Origin of the sequence: Paenibacillus sp. FSL R7-0333, assembly GCF_038000365.1 — a bacterium.
GTDB lineage: Bacteria > Bacillota > Bacilli > Paenibacillales > Paenibacillaceae > Paenibacillus_AQ > Paenibacillus_AQ silagei.
Genome location: NZ_JBBOBZ010000001.1, coordinates 4,548,246 through 4,562,719 on the forward strand (window position 1 = coordinate 4,548,246; position 14,474 = coordinate 4,562,719).

13 protein-coding genes, 1 riboswitch and 1 other annotated feature are annotated in these 14,474 nt (G+C 52.7%); of the genes, 8 read left to right on the forward strand and 5 right to left on the reverse strand.

Annotation, left to right across the window (positions count from 1 at the left end; genetic code table 11):
- Nucleotides 1-57: 57 nt before the first annotated feature.
- Genes MKY86_RS19290 through MKY86_RS19300 form a run of 3 tightly spaced genes read right to left on the reverse strand, consistent with a single transcriptional unit; the run spans nt 58 to nt 1,888 of the window.
- Nucleotides 58-870 (reverse strand): metallophosphoesterase, encoded by an 813-nt coding sequence (locus MKY86_RS19290; protein ID WP_340827344.1) that lies wholly within the window; start codon nt 868-870, stop codon nt 58-60.
- A gap of 50 nt (nt 871-920) precedes the next feature.
- Nucleotides 921-1,298, reverse strand: coding sequence for a hypothetical protein (locus tag MKY86_RS19295; protein ID WP_076079161.1), 378 nt, complete (start codon nt 1,296-1,298; stop codon nt 921-923).
- Nucleotides 1,295-1,888, reverse strand: coding sequence for a CPBP family intramembrane glutamic endopeptidase (locus MKY86_RS19300; protein WP_036698166.1), 594 nt, complete (start codon nt 1,886-1,888; stop codon nt 1,295-1,297). Before MKY86_RS19300 ends, MKY86_RS19295 begins: the two co-directional genes overlap by 4 nt.
- 67 nt (nt 1,889-1,955) lie before the next feature.
- On the opposite strand from MKY86_RS19300, the gene MKY86_RS19305 reads away from it, so the two are divergent.
- Nucleotides 1,956-2,861, forward strand: coding sequence for a hypothetical protein (locus MKY86_RS19305; RefSeq protein ID WP_036727342.1), 906 nt, complete (start codon nt 1,956-1,958; stop codon nt 2,859-2,861).
- 113 nt (nt 2,862-2,974) lie between these two features.
- Nucleotides 2,975-3,202: a binding site (T-box leader), on the forward strand.
- Nucleotides 3,203-3,411: 209 nt separating this feature from the next.
- Nucleotides 3,412-5,004 carry a phosphoglycerate dehydrogenase gene (gene serA / locus MKY86_RS19310; protein ID WP_076079160.1) on the forward strand — a complete coding sequence of 531 codons (1,593 nt, stop codon included), beginning with the start codon at nt 3,412-3,414 and terminating at the stop codon, nt 5,002-5,004.
- 81 nt (nt 5,005-5,085) lie between these two features.
- On the opposite strand, the gene MKY86_RS19315 is transcribed toward serA, so the two are convergent.
- The gene (locus MKY86_RS19315; RefSeq protein WP_076079159.1) at nt 5,086-5,928 is read right to left on the reverse strand and encodes an SDR family NAD(P)-dependent oxidoreductase; all 843 of its coding nucleotides are present in this window, start codon (nt 5,926-5,928) and stop codon (nt 5,086-5,088) included.
- Nucleotides 5,929-6,063: 135 nt separating this feature from the next.
- On the opposite strand from MKY86_RS19315, the gene MKY86_RS19320 reads away from it, so the two are divergent.
- The 6 genes from MKY86_RS19320 to MKY86_RS19345 all read left to right on the forward strand — a co-directional run bounded on the left by MKY86_RS19320 (nt 6,064) and on the right by MKY86_RS19345 (nt 12,764).
- The gene (locus tag MKY86_RS19320) at nt 6,064-7,017 is read left to right on the forward strand and encodes a helix-turn-helix transcriptional regulator (protein WP_076079158.1); all 954 of its coding nucleotides are present in this window, start codon (nt 6,064-6,066) and stop codon (nt 7,015-7,017) included.
- Between the two features lie 73 nt (nt 7,018-7,090).
- On the forward strand, nt 7,091-8,341 hold the full coding sequence (locus MKY86_RS19325; protein ID WP_036727350.1) for a methyl-accepting chemotaxis protein: 1,251 nt from the start codon (nt 7,091-7,093) through the stop codon (nt 8,339-8,341).
- Between the two features lie 501 nt (nt 8,342-8,842).
- A riboswitch (cyclic di-GMP riboswitch) is annotated at nt 8,843-8,939 on the forward strand.
- 146 nt (nt 8,940-9,085) lie between these two features.
- Complete coding sequence (locus tag MKY86_RS19330; RefSeq protein WP_445669903.1) at nt 9,086-10,699, forward strand: thiamine pyrophosphate-binding protein; 1,614 nt, start codon at nt 9,086-9,088, stop codon at nt 10,697-10,699.
- Between the two features lie 50 nt (nt 10,700-10,749).
- Nucleotides 10,750-11,130: a carboxymuconolactone decarboxylase family protein gene (locus tag MKY86_RS19335; RefSeq protein ID WP_051478169.1), complete on the forward strand. Its 381-nt coding sequence runs from the start codon at nt 10,750-10,752 to the stop codon at nt 11,128-11,130.
- 151 nt (nt 11,131-11,281) lie between these two features.
- The gene (locus MKY86_RS19340) at nt 11,282-11,632 is read left to right on the forward strand and encodes a hypothetical protein (RefSeq protein ID WP_036727352.1); all 351 of its coding nucleotides are present in this window, start codon (nt 11,282-11,284) and stop codon (nt 11,630-11,632) included.
- A 139-nt stretch (nt 11,633-11,771) separates the two neighbouring features.
- The gene (locus tag MKY86_RS19345; protein WP_036727354.1) at nt 11,772-12,764 is read left to right on the forward strand and encodes a 3-oxoacyl-[acyl-carrier-protein] synthase III C-terminal domain-containing protein; all 993 of its coding nucleotides are present in this window, start codon (nt 11,772-11,774) and stop codon (nt 12,762-12,764) included.
- A 94-nt stretch (nt 12,765-12,858) separates the two neighbouring features.
- Here MKY86_RS19345 and glpK read toward each other — a convergent pair whose 3' ends face one another.
- On the reverse strand, nt 12,859-14,364 hold the full coding sequence (glpK, locus tag MKY86_RS19350) for a glycerol kinase GlpK (RefSeq protein WP_076079157.1): 1,506 nt from the start codon (nt 14,362-14,364) through the stop codon (nt 12,859-12,861).
- Nucleotides 14,365-14,474 lie beyond the last annotated feature (110 nt).

A 14,474-nucleotide genomic window follows, 5' to 3' on the forward strand; every position in this document is an offset into this window, starting at 1 on the left:
GAATGAACAAGCAAAAACGGCTGCCCCGTTGGGAGGGCAGCCGTTTTTTTGTCATGCTTATGGGTTCATCACATTGAATCTCTGAGATCCGGAATGCTGCTGTCCGCAGCACAGGGTCAGCACATGCATCTCGGCCGGACTGCGCCAGCGCAGCGGCAGATGCGCCGTACCGAACCCCCGGCTGATCAGCATCTTCAGCGGCGGGAGACCCGCATTATAGCTCCGGGGGATCTCATACATCCCCGCATTATATCGGCGGTAGAACTCATCGGTATGCCGGTTCCCGATCAGGGGCAGTACAACCTGGCCTCCATGGGTGTGCCCGGCCAGAATCAGGTCAGCCGGAATCTCCTGCTGCCGGGACAGCCAGAGCGGATCATGCACGAGGATGATCCGGAAGACTTCCGCATCCGCAACAGCTGGCAGAGGCCCGTAGGCCTTCTTGCCACCTTGCCGCGGGAAATCCACCCCGGTCAGAATAAACTGTGCGCCGTCCCGCTCAATGACGCAGTTCTCATCCACCAGCAGCCTGGCTCCGCTTCCCCGGATGATGTTATCCACCAGATTGATGTTCGCCCTGTAATCATGATTCCCATGTACGGCATATACAGGCGCAACCGAAGCGGCCAGAGTCATATTGTTCAACAGGCGTTCTATGGGAGCGCCCTTCTCCGTCATATCACCGCCCAGGAAGACAGCGTCCACCTTCCCCCGCAGCGGGGTCAGCATCTCCTCCGGCAGACGGCGGCGGTGAATATCCGTAATGAGCAGTATCCGGTAGCCGTCGAACGCGGCAGGAAGCCGGTCCAGTACAATATCCAGATGATTCAACCGTTTTTTGAAGGCAGCAGCAACCATAAGGAGACCCATGCCCCCTGCTCCCCCAAGACTCACACCTAATAGAATCAGGAGCACCCCAGTCAACTCCATAGGCTGCCCAGATCCGGCGCCCCGTTAATTCCCCACCACAGGAGGAAGCCCAGCAGCATCAGAAATACAACAATCAGCGAATTGATGAACATTTTGCTGAACCGGATTCTCTCTGACGGATAGCTCTCCGCACGCGAAGGAGTCTGCTCCCCTTCCTGCTGTGCCGCCTCACGCTCCGGCTTCCCGGAGGCCCTGCGCCCGGATAAGCGCTCCTTTCTGGACAGGGTCCCTGCCACCGGTACCGGACTTCCCGCACGCTCTTCTGCTGCCCCGGAAGCCGGCTGACGCTTGCCCGCTCTGGCCGGAGGCTGTTGTTCTCTCTTCTGCTGTTTCTGGCGGGACCTTACCCGGCTTAATTGTTCTGTCATGATACCCTCCTGTAACGAATAACCATACCGGAGAACAAATCTATAAGGAAATGGCACAATATCGGTGCCCACAGACTGCCCGAATGGATGTAGATAAGTCCAAGACCATAGCTGCTGAGGAAGACCCAGCCCGTTGGAATCCAGTGCCGCAGATAACGGACATGAATAACGGCAAACAGTATACTCGTCCAGTAAGGCCCGAGAGAATGCTGGATCGCTCCGCGGAAGAGCAGCTCCTCACACACCGCAACCACCGCCGAAATGACCACAATATGCCACAGCGGCCGTTTGCCGAACAGTAGCTCATTAATCCCCCCGTCATCCATGCTGTCTTCAGGAACAATATGGGTCAGCAGGAAGTCAACAGCAAGCATAATAACGGCAAGGCCAAGGCCCCAATACACGAAATGTACACTATCCGGAAAATTTAATATGTGAATAGGATTTCTTTTCTGTAATAATATCCATATCAAACCGATAAATAAGGTAAGGCCCTGAGTAATGTACAGATTAATAAGTAACAGCTTGTCTGTTAACTGCTGTGGATCGGCCTTTTTAATTTTGATGTCACCCAATTTGAATTTTTTCATTATAACCTGCCTGTTCTATAAATGTTTTTACATAAGTTAATTTACCTATACGAAGGAGCACTTAATCATGAACAGCCGTACCTCCCGCACTCAAATGATGTACACACTAGGTTTTTTGTTTTTTCTAATATCCGCATTCGCTTCATTTTTCACGGGAGTCAAGGTTGGAGCTGACAAGACAGAGGCCAAGTATTCACAGCTGAAGGACCACCCAAGCGCCCAGGAATTCTCCGGCTCCTATCAGCAGCAGGATCTTGTCACCTTTTATCATAACGTATTTTTGCCTTACCGGGAATTCAAGCGCAATTGGAACGAACAGGTGGGCGTTCTTGCCCGCAGCACGGATGCACGCCAGAATGCGGCAACATTGAAGAATCTGAGTATTCTCGCGGACAAGCAGTATGATAAGGTAACCCAGGATTCGCTCTTCACCAATTCGCCGATGCTCTATGAATCTCAGCTCAATATTCTTAAGAGTCTCACACTCTTCTCCCAAGCCTCCAGTAAGGTGACTGCGGGAGCTTCCGGCGCCGAAGCCGCTAAAGTGCTGAGAAGCGACAACTTCACAACCAGTGCCGTGAGATTCGGGCTGCTCGCCCAGAAGAACTTCTATGATTCCATGCTGAAATGGGGGTCGAAGACCCACCCGTCCATTCCGCAGCAGTCCGGTGAACTGAAGACACTCTCTTTCATTCAGTGGAAAAAAATGCCGCTCTTGCTCAAGAATGCTTCCATCGCCAATATCATGCTCAACCGTGGCATCTACGCCGGATATGATCCGCAGGATATCACTGCCAAGATTGATGACATGATCTACTCCGGGACCGCCAGCTCGCTGAAGCTGAATGATATCCAGTCCTCCGTCACCCTGCTCATCTCCACCGGTGCGGTGCAGGAGCAGGACTTCATCAAGTGGCGGGAACAATATTACGGCAAAGAGATCATGCCGCAGCTCCCTTTCTTCTACGAGTAGGACCAGTTATTGCATCATAACGAAATTTACGGTCCACTTCAAGGCGGACCCGCGCAAAAGAATCCTATTGACACACTTGGCATCACCATGTTACATTATGACAAATTAATCAAGCAAAACCGATGATGGAACAAAGATTACTTGCAGTCTTCAGAGAGCCGGTGGGTGGTGAGAACCGGTGGCGGACATTAATCTTTAGCGCTCCTGAGATATTGTATTGAACACAAGAGTAGATACAATCGGATCACTCCGTTACCAGTGTGGCCTTTGCAGGCCAATGAGGCTGCTTCTTAACCGTCGCAGTGAATTAGGGTGGTACCACGACAACTCTCGTCCCTTACTACGGCAGTAGTATGGGGTTGGGAGTTTTTTTATTGCCATATTCCTATGAATCCGGTACCGCTGCATGCTGTTTCTTTTGTGCGACAGCGCGTTACCCCGATGTCAAGCTGCTTATTACGCTCTTGTAAGTTCTGGTACTGCGGATTGCCTTACCCGGTGATCCTTGGCATATACAATAGCTTTCCCATTTGAAGGAGGACAAGAGACCATGTTTAAAGTATTAGTATCGGACCCGATCAGCGATTTGGGCATTCAGCAATTGATGGACGCAAGCGATGTGACTGTAGACAAGAAAACAGGACTAAGTGAAGATGAGCTAGTTGCAATCATTGGCGAATATGACGGCTTACTCGTTCGCAGCCAGACTACCGTGACGGACAAAATTATCGCCGCCGGTACTAATCTCAAGGTTATCGGCCGGGCCGGAGTCGGCGTGGACAACATCAAGCTGGAGTCAGCCACGCAGCGCGGTGTAGTCGTTATCAATGCTCCGGACGGCAATACCATTACGACCTGTGAACATGCTTTTGCCATGATGATGGCCTTGGCCCGTCATATTCCTCAAGCCTACGCGAAGACGATTTCCGGCGTATGGGACAGAAAAACCTTCCTCGGCGTAGAGCTGCGCGGCAAGACACTGGGCGTACTCGGCATGGGCCGGATCGGCAGCGAGGTGGCCAAGCGCGCCAAAGCCTTCGGCATGAGCATCCTGGCCTATGACCCGTTCCTGACAGCTGACCGTGCAGAGAAAATGGAAGTGAAGCTGGCTTCGGTAGACGACATTGTGCGCGGTGCAGACTTCATCACCGTTCACACACCGCTCACCCCGGAGACCCGCCACATGATCTCCCGTCCGCAATTCGAAGTGATGAAAAAAGGCATGCGCATCATCAACTGTGCCCGCGGCGGTGTCATCGATGAAATGGCGCTGGTAGAAGCGATTGACAGCGGTATTGTAGCCGGTGCTGCGTTCGACGTCTTCGAGAAGGAGCCGCCTGAAGCAGACCACCCGTTCCTTACACATCCGAAGATTATCGTGACTCCGCATCTGGGTGCTTCGACGATTGAAGCCCAGGAGAACGTAGCCATCGATGTATCCGAGCAGGTCCTCCATATCCTGCGCAACGAACCGTTCATCAACGCGGTAAACATTCCGCCGGTTGCACCTAGCGTGATGAGTAAGCTGCAGCCGTACTTCACCCTCGGCGAGAAGCTGGGCAGCTTCGCTACGCAGATTACGGACGGAGCGATCCGCGAGATCCATGTGGAATATGCCGGTGATCTCTCGGATGTGGATACCCAGCCGCTCACCCGCTATGTCGTCAAAGGTGTGCTCACCCGCCACTTTGCCGGAGATGTGAACATCGTCAACTCGATGCATCTGGCGAAGACCCGTGATGTGAATGTAGTGGTGACCAAGGCTTCCAAAACCAAAGGCTTCACCAACCTCATCACGGTAACACTCAAGGCTGAGCATGATGAAGAGCGTCTGGTCGCCGGTACCCTGCTGCAGGGCTATGGCGAACGGATTGTTAAGGTCAACAAGTTCCCGGTCGATATTGCTCCAGAAGGCCATCAGGTTGTGATCTCGCATAATGACAAACCGGGTATCATCGGACTCGTCGGCACCCTGCTTGGCGAGAACGGCGTCAATATCGCATCCATGCAGGTTGGCCGTACGATCATCGGCGGAGCTGCCATTATGCTCCTGACCGTTGATAAGGGTGTGCCGAAGGAGGTCCTGGTGAAGCTGGCCGGACTGCCGGAGATCAACACCGCTGAGGAGATCATTCTGCTCTAATTCTTATTTCTTCACAATAAAACACTCTTCGGGAGTGCAGGCCCCAGGCCGCGCACTTCCAAAGAGTGTTTTTGCGTTATACTATGAAATCCGGTAAGCTGGCACCTGCCGGCCATCGGTGTCCGTAAAGCCATATTTCCGTGCCAGGTCCCCTACCTTCTGGGGAGTACCAGTCATGGATATCACTTCAGGATCAGCAGCAAGCGCTGCAACTGCCCGTCCGATATAAGCGGTTGATTCAGTGGTCTGAAGCCCCTCCTCCTCCTGCCAGTGCTCCTCATCTGTGCCGAAGCTGTCCAGGACCAGCTCGGTCCGCATCCAGCCGGGAGAGACGGGAATCACCGCGATGCCATCCGCAGCCACTTCTAGGGATAATCCGTAGGCCATGCGCACCAGTGCATTTTTGGACAGATCATAATAGAAGTTCCCCGTGTACTTGTACTCGTCCCAGAAGGTCGTATGGACGATTAATTTACCCGCCCCCGCTCCTTCCCTGCGCATCAGGGGTACAGCATAATAATTAGTCATTAGCTGCGCCCTCACACCGGCAGTGAACATATGATCCCAATGCTGCACCGGCTGCTCCCAGAACGGTTCATTCCCGATAGGGAGAGTATTGCCGCCCCAGACGTTATTGACCAGAATATCCAGTCTGCCCTGCTCTGCGCTAATCTGCCGGATTACAGCCTCTGTCTCGCTGTCATTGGTATGATCACAGCGGATCACAGCTCCGTCCCCGCCTGAGCGGCGGATCTCAGCCAGCACCCCTTCAAGCGTTCTTGCCTGTCCCTCCTGCGGCATACCGGCATTCCTGCCCGTAATGTATACATAGGCACCAGCCTTCGCCAGCTCCAGTGCAATGCCTCTGCCCGCTCCCCTGCTCCCGCCTGTTACCAATGCCACTTTCCCTTGCAGATTTGTCATTTGATCCGCTCCCTTTCATCTATCATGCCCGGATTAGATAGATCATTTGCGCTAATCCGTACTCTTGTCTAATATATACCTTATACATGACAACCATTGACATATATAAATAATACATTCAAGGGAGGTTGCAGAATGAGAGCGGATCGCCTGATCACTATCGTTCAACTCTTACAGAGCCGCGGGAAAATCAGCTCCAAAGAGCTGGCGCAAACGCTGGAGGTATCCGAACGTACAATCTTCCGGGATATGGAGGCACTAAGCTTCTCCGGCATCCCCGTGCTGGCGGAGCGCGGCCGGGAAGGCGGCTGGAAGCTGGCCGAAGGCTACAGGAATTCCCTGACCGGAATGAACACCAAGGAGATTGCCGCGCTGCTGGTGCCCGCTGATCCGGCGATTCTGCACGCTTTGGGCATTCAGGAGGAGTTCTCCTCGGCGGCCCGCAAGCTGCAAGCCGTCGCTACCAGACAGCCCGTCACCCCCTTCAGCTTCCTCAGCCAGCGGATTCACATCGACGGAGCCGGGTGGCATCCTTCCGGGGAGACCTATCCCTGCCTGTCCGCTTTGCAGGGAGCCTTATGGGAGAACCGCAAGGTGAGAATCACCTATATGCGCGGGGAGGACACTGCCGAGCGGCTGGTTGCACCGCTGGGGCTGGTAGTCAAGCGCGGAGTCTGGTACTTGGTCGCAGGGCATGACAGCGAGCTGCGGACCTACAGGGTCTCCAGAATCACTGAGGCCAAAGTCACAGATGAGTCTTTTGAGCAGCCGGAGGATTTCCACCTGTCTGAGTACTGGGAGACCTCCACCGCCGCATTCAAGTCTGCCTTGCCCAGGTACCCCTCCAGCCTTCTTGTAAGAGAGCAAACGATGAAGGAGCTGCAGAAGGAGCGATACGTCGCCCTGTTGCACCAGGAGCCTTCTGAGGCCCCGGGCTGGATCAGGGCCGAGGCCGAGTTCAACACGCCGGAGTCTGCGTGCCGGATCGTCCTGTCCCTGGGTCAGGGCATCAAGGTGACAGCACCGCCTGAGCTTGCGGATACGGTTGCTGCGGCTCTGCGTGAAGCGGCAGCATTATACGATTTTTAATAATAGACCAAATGCACTAGTATCCCCTATAATATTACAATACACATTATTATTTATAGGGGGACTTTACATTATGGACTGGATGAACAAGCTGCCGTTGAAACAAAAAATCGTCACCGGATGTTACCTGGTTGCCGCTTTATTCGCTGTCCCTGTCTTAATCACGCTAATCCTCATGGACAGGCTGCTCATCGGCATTATTCTTGTCGCCGTCCTGGCAGCGCTGACTTACCCGCTTGCGCGCTTCATTGAGAGAACGCTTACATCTTCATTTGAGGATATCTCCAATGTGACGCACACGATTGCCAAAGGCGACTTCACCAGCCGTGCCGACGAGAATGGCTCCATGGGCGACATCAGCCGCTCCTTCAACACCATGATTGACAAGCTCAAAAAAATCCTCACCGATGCTTCACAGATTACCCGTCAGGTTATGGACGCCAGCCGCGGGATTGAAGACAAGAATCAGAACCTGAAGTTTGTCATGGCGCAGGTGGCCTCCTCCTCCAATGAACTGGCTCTCGGTGCTAACGAAATCTCGGTGGATATCGCTGATATGACCGAATCGATCAAGGATATCGAAATCAAAGTCTCCAATTATACGAATTCCACCAAGGAAATGAATAAAAGATCTGTACATACGCTGGAATTGGTAGAACAGGGACGGCAATCGGTGGATACCCAAGCCGAAGGCATGCGCAAGAACATCCAGGCTACCCAGAAGGTGGCGGATACTATCGAAGCCCTATCGCATAACGCACGAGGCATTACGATGATTACCAAGACGATTACCGAAATTGCTGAACAGACCAATCTGCTGTCGCTCAATGCTTCTATTGAAGCCGCCCGTGCAGGCGAGCATGGCCGCGGGTTCGCCGTTGTTGCCCAGGAGGTCCGCAAGCTGGCCGAGGAATCCACCGCTTCAACCAAAGAGGTGTTCGGTCTGGTACGCAGCATCGAAGCGGATATCAAGCAGGCTATCGATAACATCGCCATCAATGAAGAGGTAGTCCAGGTGCAGAATGAGATGATTACGGAGACAGCCAACATTTTTGCTCAAATTGTGCATAGTGTCCAATACATAACCGAGCAGATTGCCTCCTTTTCCGCAGAGAGTGACCTTATGCTGGAGAGCGCGCTCAAGATCTCCGGGGCGATCGAGAATATCTCAGCCATCACCCAGGAGACCGCCGCAGGGACGGAAGAGGTATCCGCAGCGATGAACGAACAGATTCATGCTCTTCAATCCGTAGCTGAGGAGACAGAGAAGATGACCTCCGCGGTCTTCAACCTACAAAAAACGATTCATATTTTCAAATTTTAACCTCAGCACAAAGAGACACGCCTGCGGAATTTTCTGCGGGAGGTGTCTCTTTTTTTGGGCAAAACAAAGATTGTTATGTAATATTCACAAATTGTTGAAATTGTGCATAAGGGTAAAAACCGTGCTTTGCACTTCTTTACTATAGTCGTTCTATTGTCATAGCTTGTCTATAAGCTAACATCTCACATCACTATTACTTAAGTCCTATCACCGAAATTTGTAATGCTGTATATCTAGTGAATTCTTAATGTTTTGCAGTAAATCAGGAATGTAATGAGTCTTTGTGCTCACTTCCCACATTAATCAACCTAAATGGCCATTTGCATTTTAAGACTTTAGTCTTCCAGGGACAACCATTTTCAAAAGTTTGAAAATCCAAATATTTAGCCATTTTCACTCCTGAATATTCGCCAAATTCCGAGTTTCTTCTCACAGGGGTTATTGACAAAAGAGGAGCAAGGAATATATTGTAAAGGAAAATTCTCCACAAATTCATTTATAACCGCATACCGGCAAAATTCACCGAAAGGGAATGACGCAAAGCCATGGATCTACAGTCTCATTTCTGAAGTGGGATCATGACAGCCAGGTTGCTGAAAAACTGTGAACGCCTTAGGTTTCGCGTTTGATTATGGTGATTCGTGCAACAGACCTGTGCTCCAATGGTGAGTACAGGTTTTCTATTGCTGACGTATACAAATAACAACTTGCGGGGTGGATGTTCTGAAGACAGTTGCAGATTATATGGCGGAAGCATTACGCAATCTGGGAGTCACTCATTCTTTTGGAATCATAGGCAAGTCTATTTGCCCCATCGCTTTGAAAATGGTTGACTACGGTATAGAGTTCATCCCCGGCCGGCACGAATCCAGCTCCGGCTTCGCCGCCGGCGGTTATGCTCTGAAGACCGGCAGTCTCGGGGTAGCCTTCGGCACCTCCGGTCCGGGGGGAACGAATCTGCTCACCGCAGCAGCGCATGCCAAGGCCAATAATCTTCCCGTCCTCTTCATCACCGGACATCAGTCCATCAAGGAGCTGGGCATTCCCCAATGTCAGGATTCCACTTCCTACCTGGCTGATTTGGCGGATATGTTCCGGCCGGCCACCCTCTTCAGCAAGCTCGTTGAACGCGGCGATCACTTCAGCACGATTTTCAACCATGCCCTATCCATCGCCCTCGGTGACCAAAAAGGCCCAGTCCATCTCTGCATTCCGTTTGATGTGCAGACAGAGCGGCTCGCGGAATGCCGGATTGTTCTGCCGGAACGCGAGGGACTAGTCAGTTATCAGAACTATGACCGGGTCATCTCGGCGATTAATCAATCCGCTAGGCCGCTGATCATTGCCGGTAAAGGCGTCAACCGCTCAGGTGCCCATCAGGAACTGGTTCAGCTGGCCGAAACCTTCAACATTCCTGTAGTCACCTCTCCAGGCGGCAAAGGTGCAATAGCTTATGATCACCCGCTCTACCACGGTCCTGTCGGCGTTGGCGGCTCCTCGCACGGCGATGAATTGCTGAACAACAGCGACCTGTTCATTGTTCTGGGCTCTCGTCTGAGCGACATGACCATCTGCAACCTGAAGCCGGAGAATCATCCGCAGCAGCTGATCCAGTTCGATGTAGATCCAACCTTTGTCGGCAAAATACTGTCCTCATCCACCATCGCTGTCGGCGGGGACTTAAGGGACAACCTGGCACTGTATCTTCAGAAGCTGGACCCCTCTACGGTCACCAGGCATGAAATCACAATCTCCAATGCTTACAATGACGAGTTGCCCGTGCTGGCGGGACTCTCTCTGGCTTCGGTAATGAGCACGATGAGCGACTTGATTCCTTACAACAGCAGCGTTTTTGTAGATGACGGCAGCCACGGGTTCAATGCTGTGAAATGGTTCAATGTCCGCAGGCCCGGCAGCTTCATATTCGATGCCTACTTTGCTTGCATGGGCAATTCAATTGGCATGGCGATCGGCGCCAAGACGGCTTCTCCCGGAGAGACAGTCTTCTGCATTACCGGTGACGGCTGTTTTATGATGCTCGGAACTGAAATAAACACAGCCGTTTGCAAGGACATTCCGGTGATTTTCATTGTGGTGAACAATAAGCAGCTGGATATGGCGCTTAAGGGTATGGAGAAAACGACCGGCCGGATTGACGGTACGATCTTCGAGGTTCCGATGGATGCCGTGAAATTCGCCGAATCGCTGGGTGCAGCCGGCTTCCGCTGCGAGACGCAGGAGGAGTTCGCTGCCGCAATCCGCGAAGCTGTGGCACTTAACAAGGCAGCTGTCATTGAGCTGCTGACTGACCGTGATGAAATGCCTCCTACGGCCCACCGCACGCTGGATCTTACGTAAGGAAGCCGTATCCGCACACCTTTTTTAACCTACTATCAGGAGGACATATCGTGAACAAGAACATGAACAGCGGACTCGATCATTTCACTGATCTCTCAGGAGATTATGGGGCCAAGGCCCTGGCTCCGATCAAAGAGCATTTTCCGGAATTAGCCGAATATATCATGGGCAATGCCTATGGCGATATTTTTCAGCGGACCACGATTGGCTCTGACTGGAAGGAGATCGCGGTGATCTCGTCGCTGATTACGATGGGACAATATGAACAGCTGGGGGTTCATTATGTAATGGCGCTCCGCGTTGGCATGACCGTCGAGCAGATCAAGGGTGTGCTGCTGCATCTGACGCCTTGCGTCGGTGCCCCCCGGGTGATTTCGGCCTTTAATGTGCTGCTGGATACCCTGGAGGAGATCAAAGAAAAATCTTCATAAATCTACAAATTTCGACTTTTGATTGCACGTTTCAGTATGATCTGGTTATAATGAAGGCAAAATATCCCAAATCAAATTGCGGTTTTGTCGAATAGAGTCGCAGGAATAACGTTTTGGAGGTATTGGAAATTACACTTAGGGAGAGATCAACATGGGACAATTTATTTTGAAGACAGATACTGCGAAGAAAGTAATCAATATTGAGCTGGAGGGAACCTTCTCTAACGAGGACGGGCTCAAATCTATACAGGCTTACCAGCAGACTATTAACCCGATCAGCCCTGCTGAATATGCACTAGAGATCGACTGCCGCAAGCTGAATGTAACAGCTCCTGATGTTGTACCGCTGCTTGAAGGCTGCTTCATCATGTTCAAGGCTGACGGCTTCCAGAAAGTGAGTCTTACCCTGGAAAATAACCCGATCCTCAAAATGCAGCTGGCACGCCTGGGCCGCAAAGCAGGACTTGAGAATCTGGAGATCACTTCAACCGTACAAGCTTAATAAATACAAATTAAACCTAAATCAGCCGCTTGAAACGCACAGGTTCATTCATTAAACCGACTGCTAATGCCGGAAGAGAGTTTTGTAAGAAGCAGATTCGTGAGAAGTATAGCTAACAAAACTTTAGGAGGTCTGTACTATGGCGGGGATTCGCATTAAGGACATTGATATCTACCATCCAGACAAAAGAATCGGCAATGACTTTTTCATACAGCATTTTGACGATAAAGGTATTGATATCCGTGGACTGCTGGCTACTCTAGGCCGTGAAAACCGCTACAGCATCGACAGCCCGGATGAGAATTCCCTGACAATGGCTTTTGAAGCCGCAAGTAATGTTCTGGAGAAGACCGGTCTTACCGGCCCTGACATTGACCTGATCGCTTATGCAAGCCAGACCCCTGAATATATATTTCCTACGAACTCATTGATGATTCACCGCCTGATTAACGGGGCTTCGCATACCATCTGTATTGACAGCAATGCCAACTGTGCCGGAATGACCGCCTCGGTTGAGCAGGTCAGCCGCCAGATGATGGCGAACCCGAGAATCCGCCGCGCCCTGGTCATCGGCTCCGATTACGTGGCACCGCATGCGGACAAAAATGATCCGGTGTATTACGCGAACTTCGGTGATGCCGCTGCCGCTGTTATTCTGGAGCGCGATGAGCATTCGGTCGGCTTCATTGACTCTATCTACCAGACAGACACCTGTGTGTACGGCAACTCTCTGTTCCCGGCAGAAGGCCTGGCTAAGCTCGGACGCACCGGTGTTGCCGCAGGAGAGTTCAATGTGAAGTTCATTCCATTCGATGATTCCATCTGTGTGGATGCCGCTTCCGAATCAATCAACACTCTGCTGAGCAACAACGGGATTGCCCCTGAATCGGTCAAGGCTGCCTGCTTCTCACAGCTGTCTCTTCCGAACATCCAGGCCGTCTCCGGCAAAACCGGCATTAACCCTGAGGCCGCAGTCTACATAGGCGATGAGTTCGGCTATACCTCGACCAGCAGCCCGTTCATTGCCCTTCACAGAGCCGTCACTACCGGGCAGCTTGAACGCGGAGACAAAGTTCTGTTCTGGACCGTGGGCGCCGGATGGCAGAATGTCGCATTTGTAATGGAGTACTAATCTTACCGTTCACTTCTGTTTCAGAGTAAGCAAACGGCCCGCAGCAGAGTTTCTGCCTGCGGGCCGTTTCTGTTCTTAATGCCTCTACTCCGCTCTAAAATCTGCCTTCGTGCTTGCCCTCATGCTTCTCCCAGCCCATCGTGCGCGACACAGCATCCTGCCAGGCACCGTATCTGCGTTCCCGCTCCTCCGGCTCCATCTGCGGCGAGAAGACCTTCTCGGCCGTATTGAAGCTCTCCAGCTGCTCACGGGTCCATACCCCGGAGGTAAGTCCGGCTAGCAGCGCAGCGCCAAGTGCTGTAGTCTCCGCGTAGGTTGTACGTGTCACTTCGCTGCCCAGAATATCGGCTTGGAACTGCATCAGCAGATTGTTGCGCACCGCACCGCCGTCTACCCTCAGGCCGGTGAGCGGCATGCCGGCATCCTTCTGCATCGCGTCGATGACATCGCGGGACTGGAAGGCCAGTGATTCCAGCGTCGCCCGTACCAGATGTGCGGAGGTGGTGCCCCGCGTCAAGCCGAATATGGCGCCCCGCGCATACATATCCCAGTAAGGCGCACCCAGGCCGGTAAAGGCCGGCACCACCACAACTCCTTCACTCTCGTCCACCTCGCTGGCCTTCTCTTCCGAGTCGGCGGGCGCGACGATCAGCCCTAGCCCCTCCTGCAGCCACTGCACAGCCGCTCCAGCCACGAAGACACTGCCCTCCAGCGCATAATAGAGCTCATCGCCCATACCCCAGGCTACCGTGGTCAATAGGCCATGACTGGATGCCACAGCTTCAGTGCCTGTATTCATAAGGATGAAGCAGCCTGTTCCATAGGTGTTCTTGGCACTGCCTGCCTCCAGGCAGGTATGACCAAAGAGCGCTGCCTGCTGGTCCCCCAGCACCGACCGGATAGGAATCTCCAGACCGAACCACTGCTGGTCACAGACACCGAAATCTCCGCCCGACATCCTCACCTCCGGCAGAATGGACGGCGGAATACGCAGCGTGTCCATCAGCTCTTCATCCCACTCGCGCTTATGCAGGTTATACATCATCGTTCTTGAAGCATTAGTAACATCTGTAGCGTGTACCGCACCCCCGGTCAGCTTCCAGATCAGCCAGGTGTCTACCGTTCCCGCCAGGAGCTCTCCCTTGCCCGCACGCTCTCTTGCTCCCGGTACATGGTCCAGAATCCATGCCAGCTTGGTCGCCGAGAAATACGCGTCGATGACAAGCCCCGTCTTGTCCGCAATGACTCCGGCCATCCCCTGCGATTTCAGCTCCTCACATTGGTCTGCTGTCCGCCGGTCCTGCCAGACAATTGCCGGATAGATCGGTTCGCCTGTAATTTTATCCCAGATAAGTGCAGTCTCCCGCTGGTTGGTAATGCCGATTGCCGTGATGTGATCAGCCGGTACGGAGCTTGCTGCAATGGCATCTCTGGCTGCGCCAAGCTGGCTCTCCCAGATCTGCTCCGGGTCATGCTCCACCCAGCCCGGGCGGGGAAAGGATTGCCGGATCTCATATTGCCCCTGCGAGATCACTTCCGCCTCTGCATCAAAGAGAATTGCCCGTGAGCTGGTAGTACCTTGGTCCAAGGATAAGATCATAATGCCCAGCCTCCTGCAAGCCTTAGCTTGAAATATATGTTTCACGATGAACAATATTAATGTGCTGATTTCAACAAAAAGCACCTCTGCTCTCAGAGGCGCTGTCATGC

Coding starts and splice junctions, on each gene's coding strand:
- serA (WP_076079160.1), top strand. CDS start 3,412: ATGTTTAAAGTATTAGTATCGGACCCGATCAGCGATTTGGGCATTCAG.
- MKY86_RS19325 (WP_036727350.1), top strand. CDS start 7,091: ATGGACTGGATGAACAAGCTGCCGTTGAAACAAAAAATCGTCACCGGA.
- MKY86_RS19305 (WP_036727342.1), top strand. CDS start 1,956: ATGAACAGCCGTACCTCCCGCACTCAAATGATGTACACACTAGGTTTT.
- MKY86_RS19345 (WP_036727354.1), top strand. CDS start 11,772: ATGGCGGGGATTCGCATTAAGGACATTGATATCTACCATCCAGACAAA.
- MKY86_RS19340 (WP_036727352.1), top strand. CDS start 11,282: ATGGGACAATTTATTTTGAAGACAGATACTGCGAAGAAAGTAATCAAT.
- MKY86_RS19315 (WP_076079159.1), bottom strand. CDS start 5,928: ATGACAAATCTGCAAGGGAAAGTGGCATTGGTAACAGGCGGGAGCAGG.
- MKY86_RS19320 (WP_076079158.1), top strand. CDS start 6,064: ATGAGAGCGGATCGCCTGATCACTATCGTTCAACTCTTACAGAGCCGC.
- MKY86_RS19295 (WP_076079161.1), bottom strand. CDS start 1,298: ATGACAGAACAATTAAGCCGGGTAAGGTCCCGCCAGAAACAGCAGAAG.
- MKY86_RS19330 (WP_445669903.1), top strand. CDS start 9,086: ATGGCGGAAGCATTACGCAATCTGGGAGTCACTCATTCTTTTGGAATC.
- MKY86_RS19300 (WP_036698166.1), bottom strand. CDS start 1,888: ATGAAAAAATTCAAATTGGGTGACATCAAAATTAAAAAGGCCGATCCA.
- MKY86_RS19290 (WP_340827344.1), bottom strand. CDS start 870: ATGGGTCTCCTTATGGTTGCTGCTGCCTTCAAAAAACGGTTGAATCAT.
- glpK (WP_076079157.1), bottom strand. CDS start 14,364: ATGATCTTATCCTTGGACCAAGGTACTACCAGCTCACGGGCAATTCTC.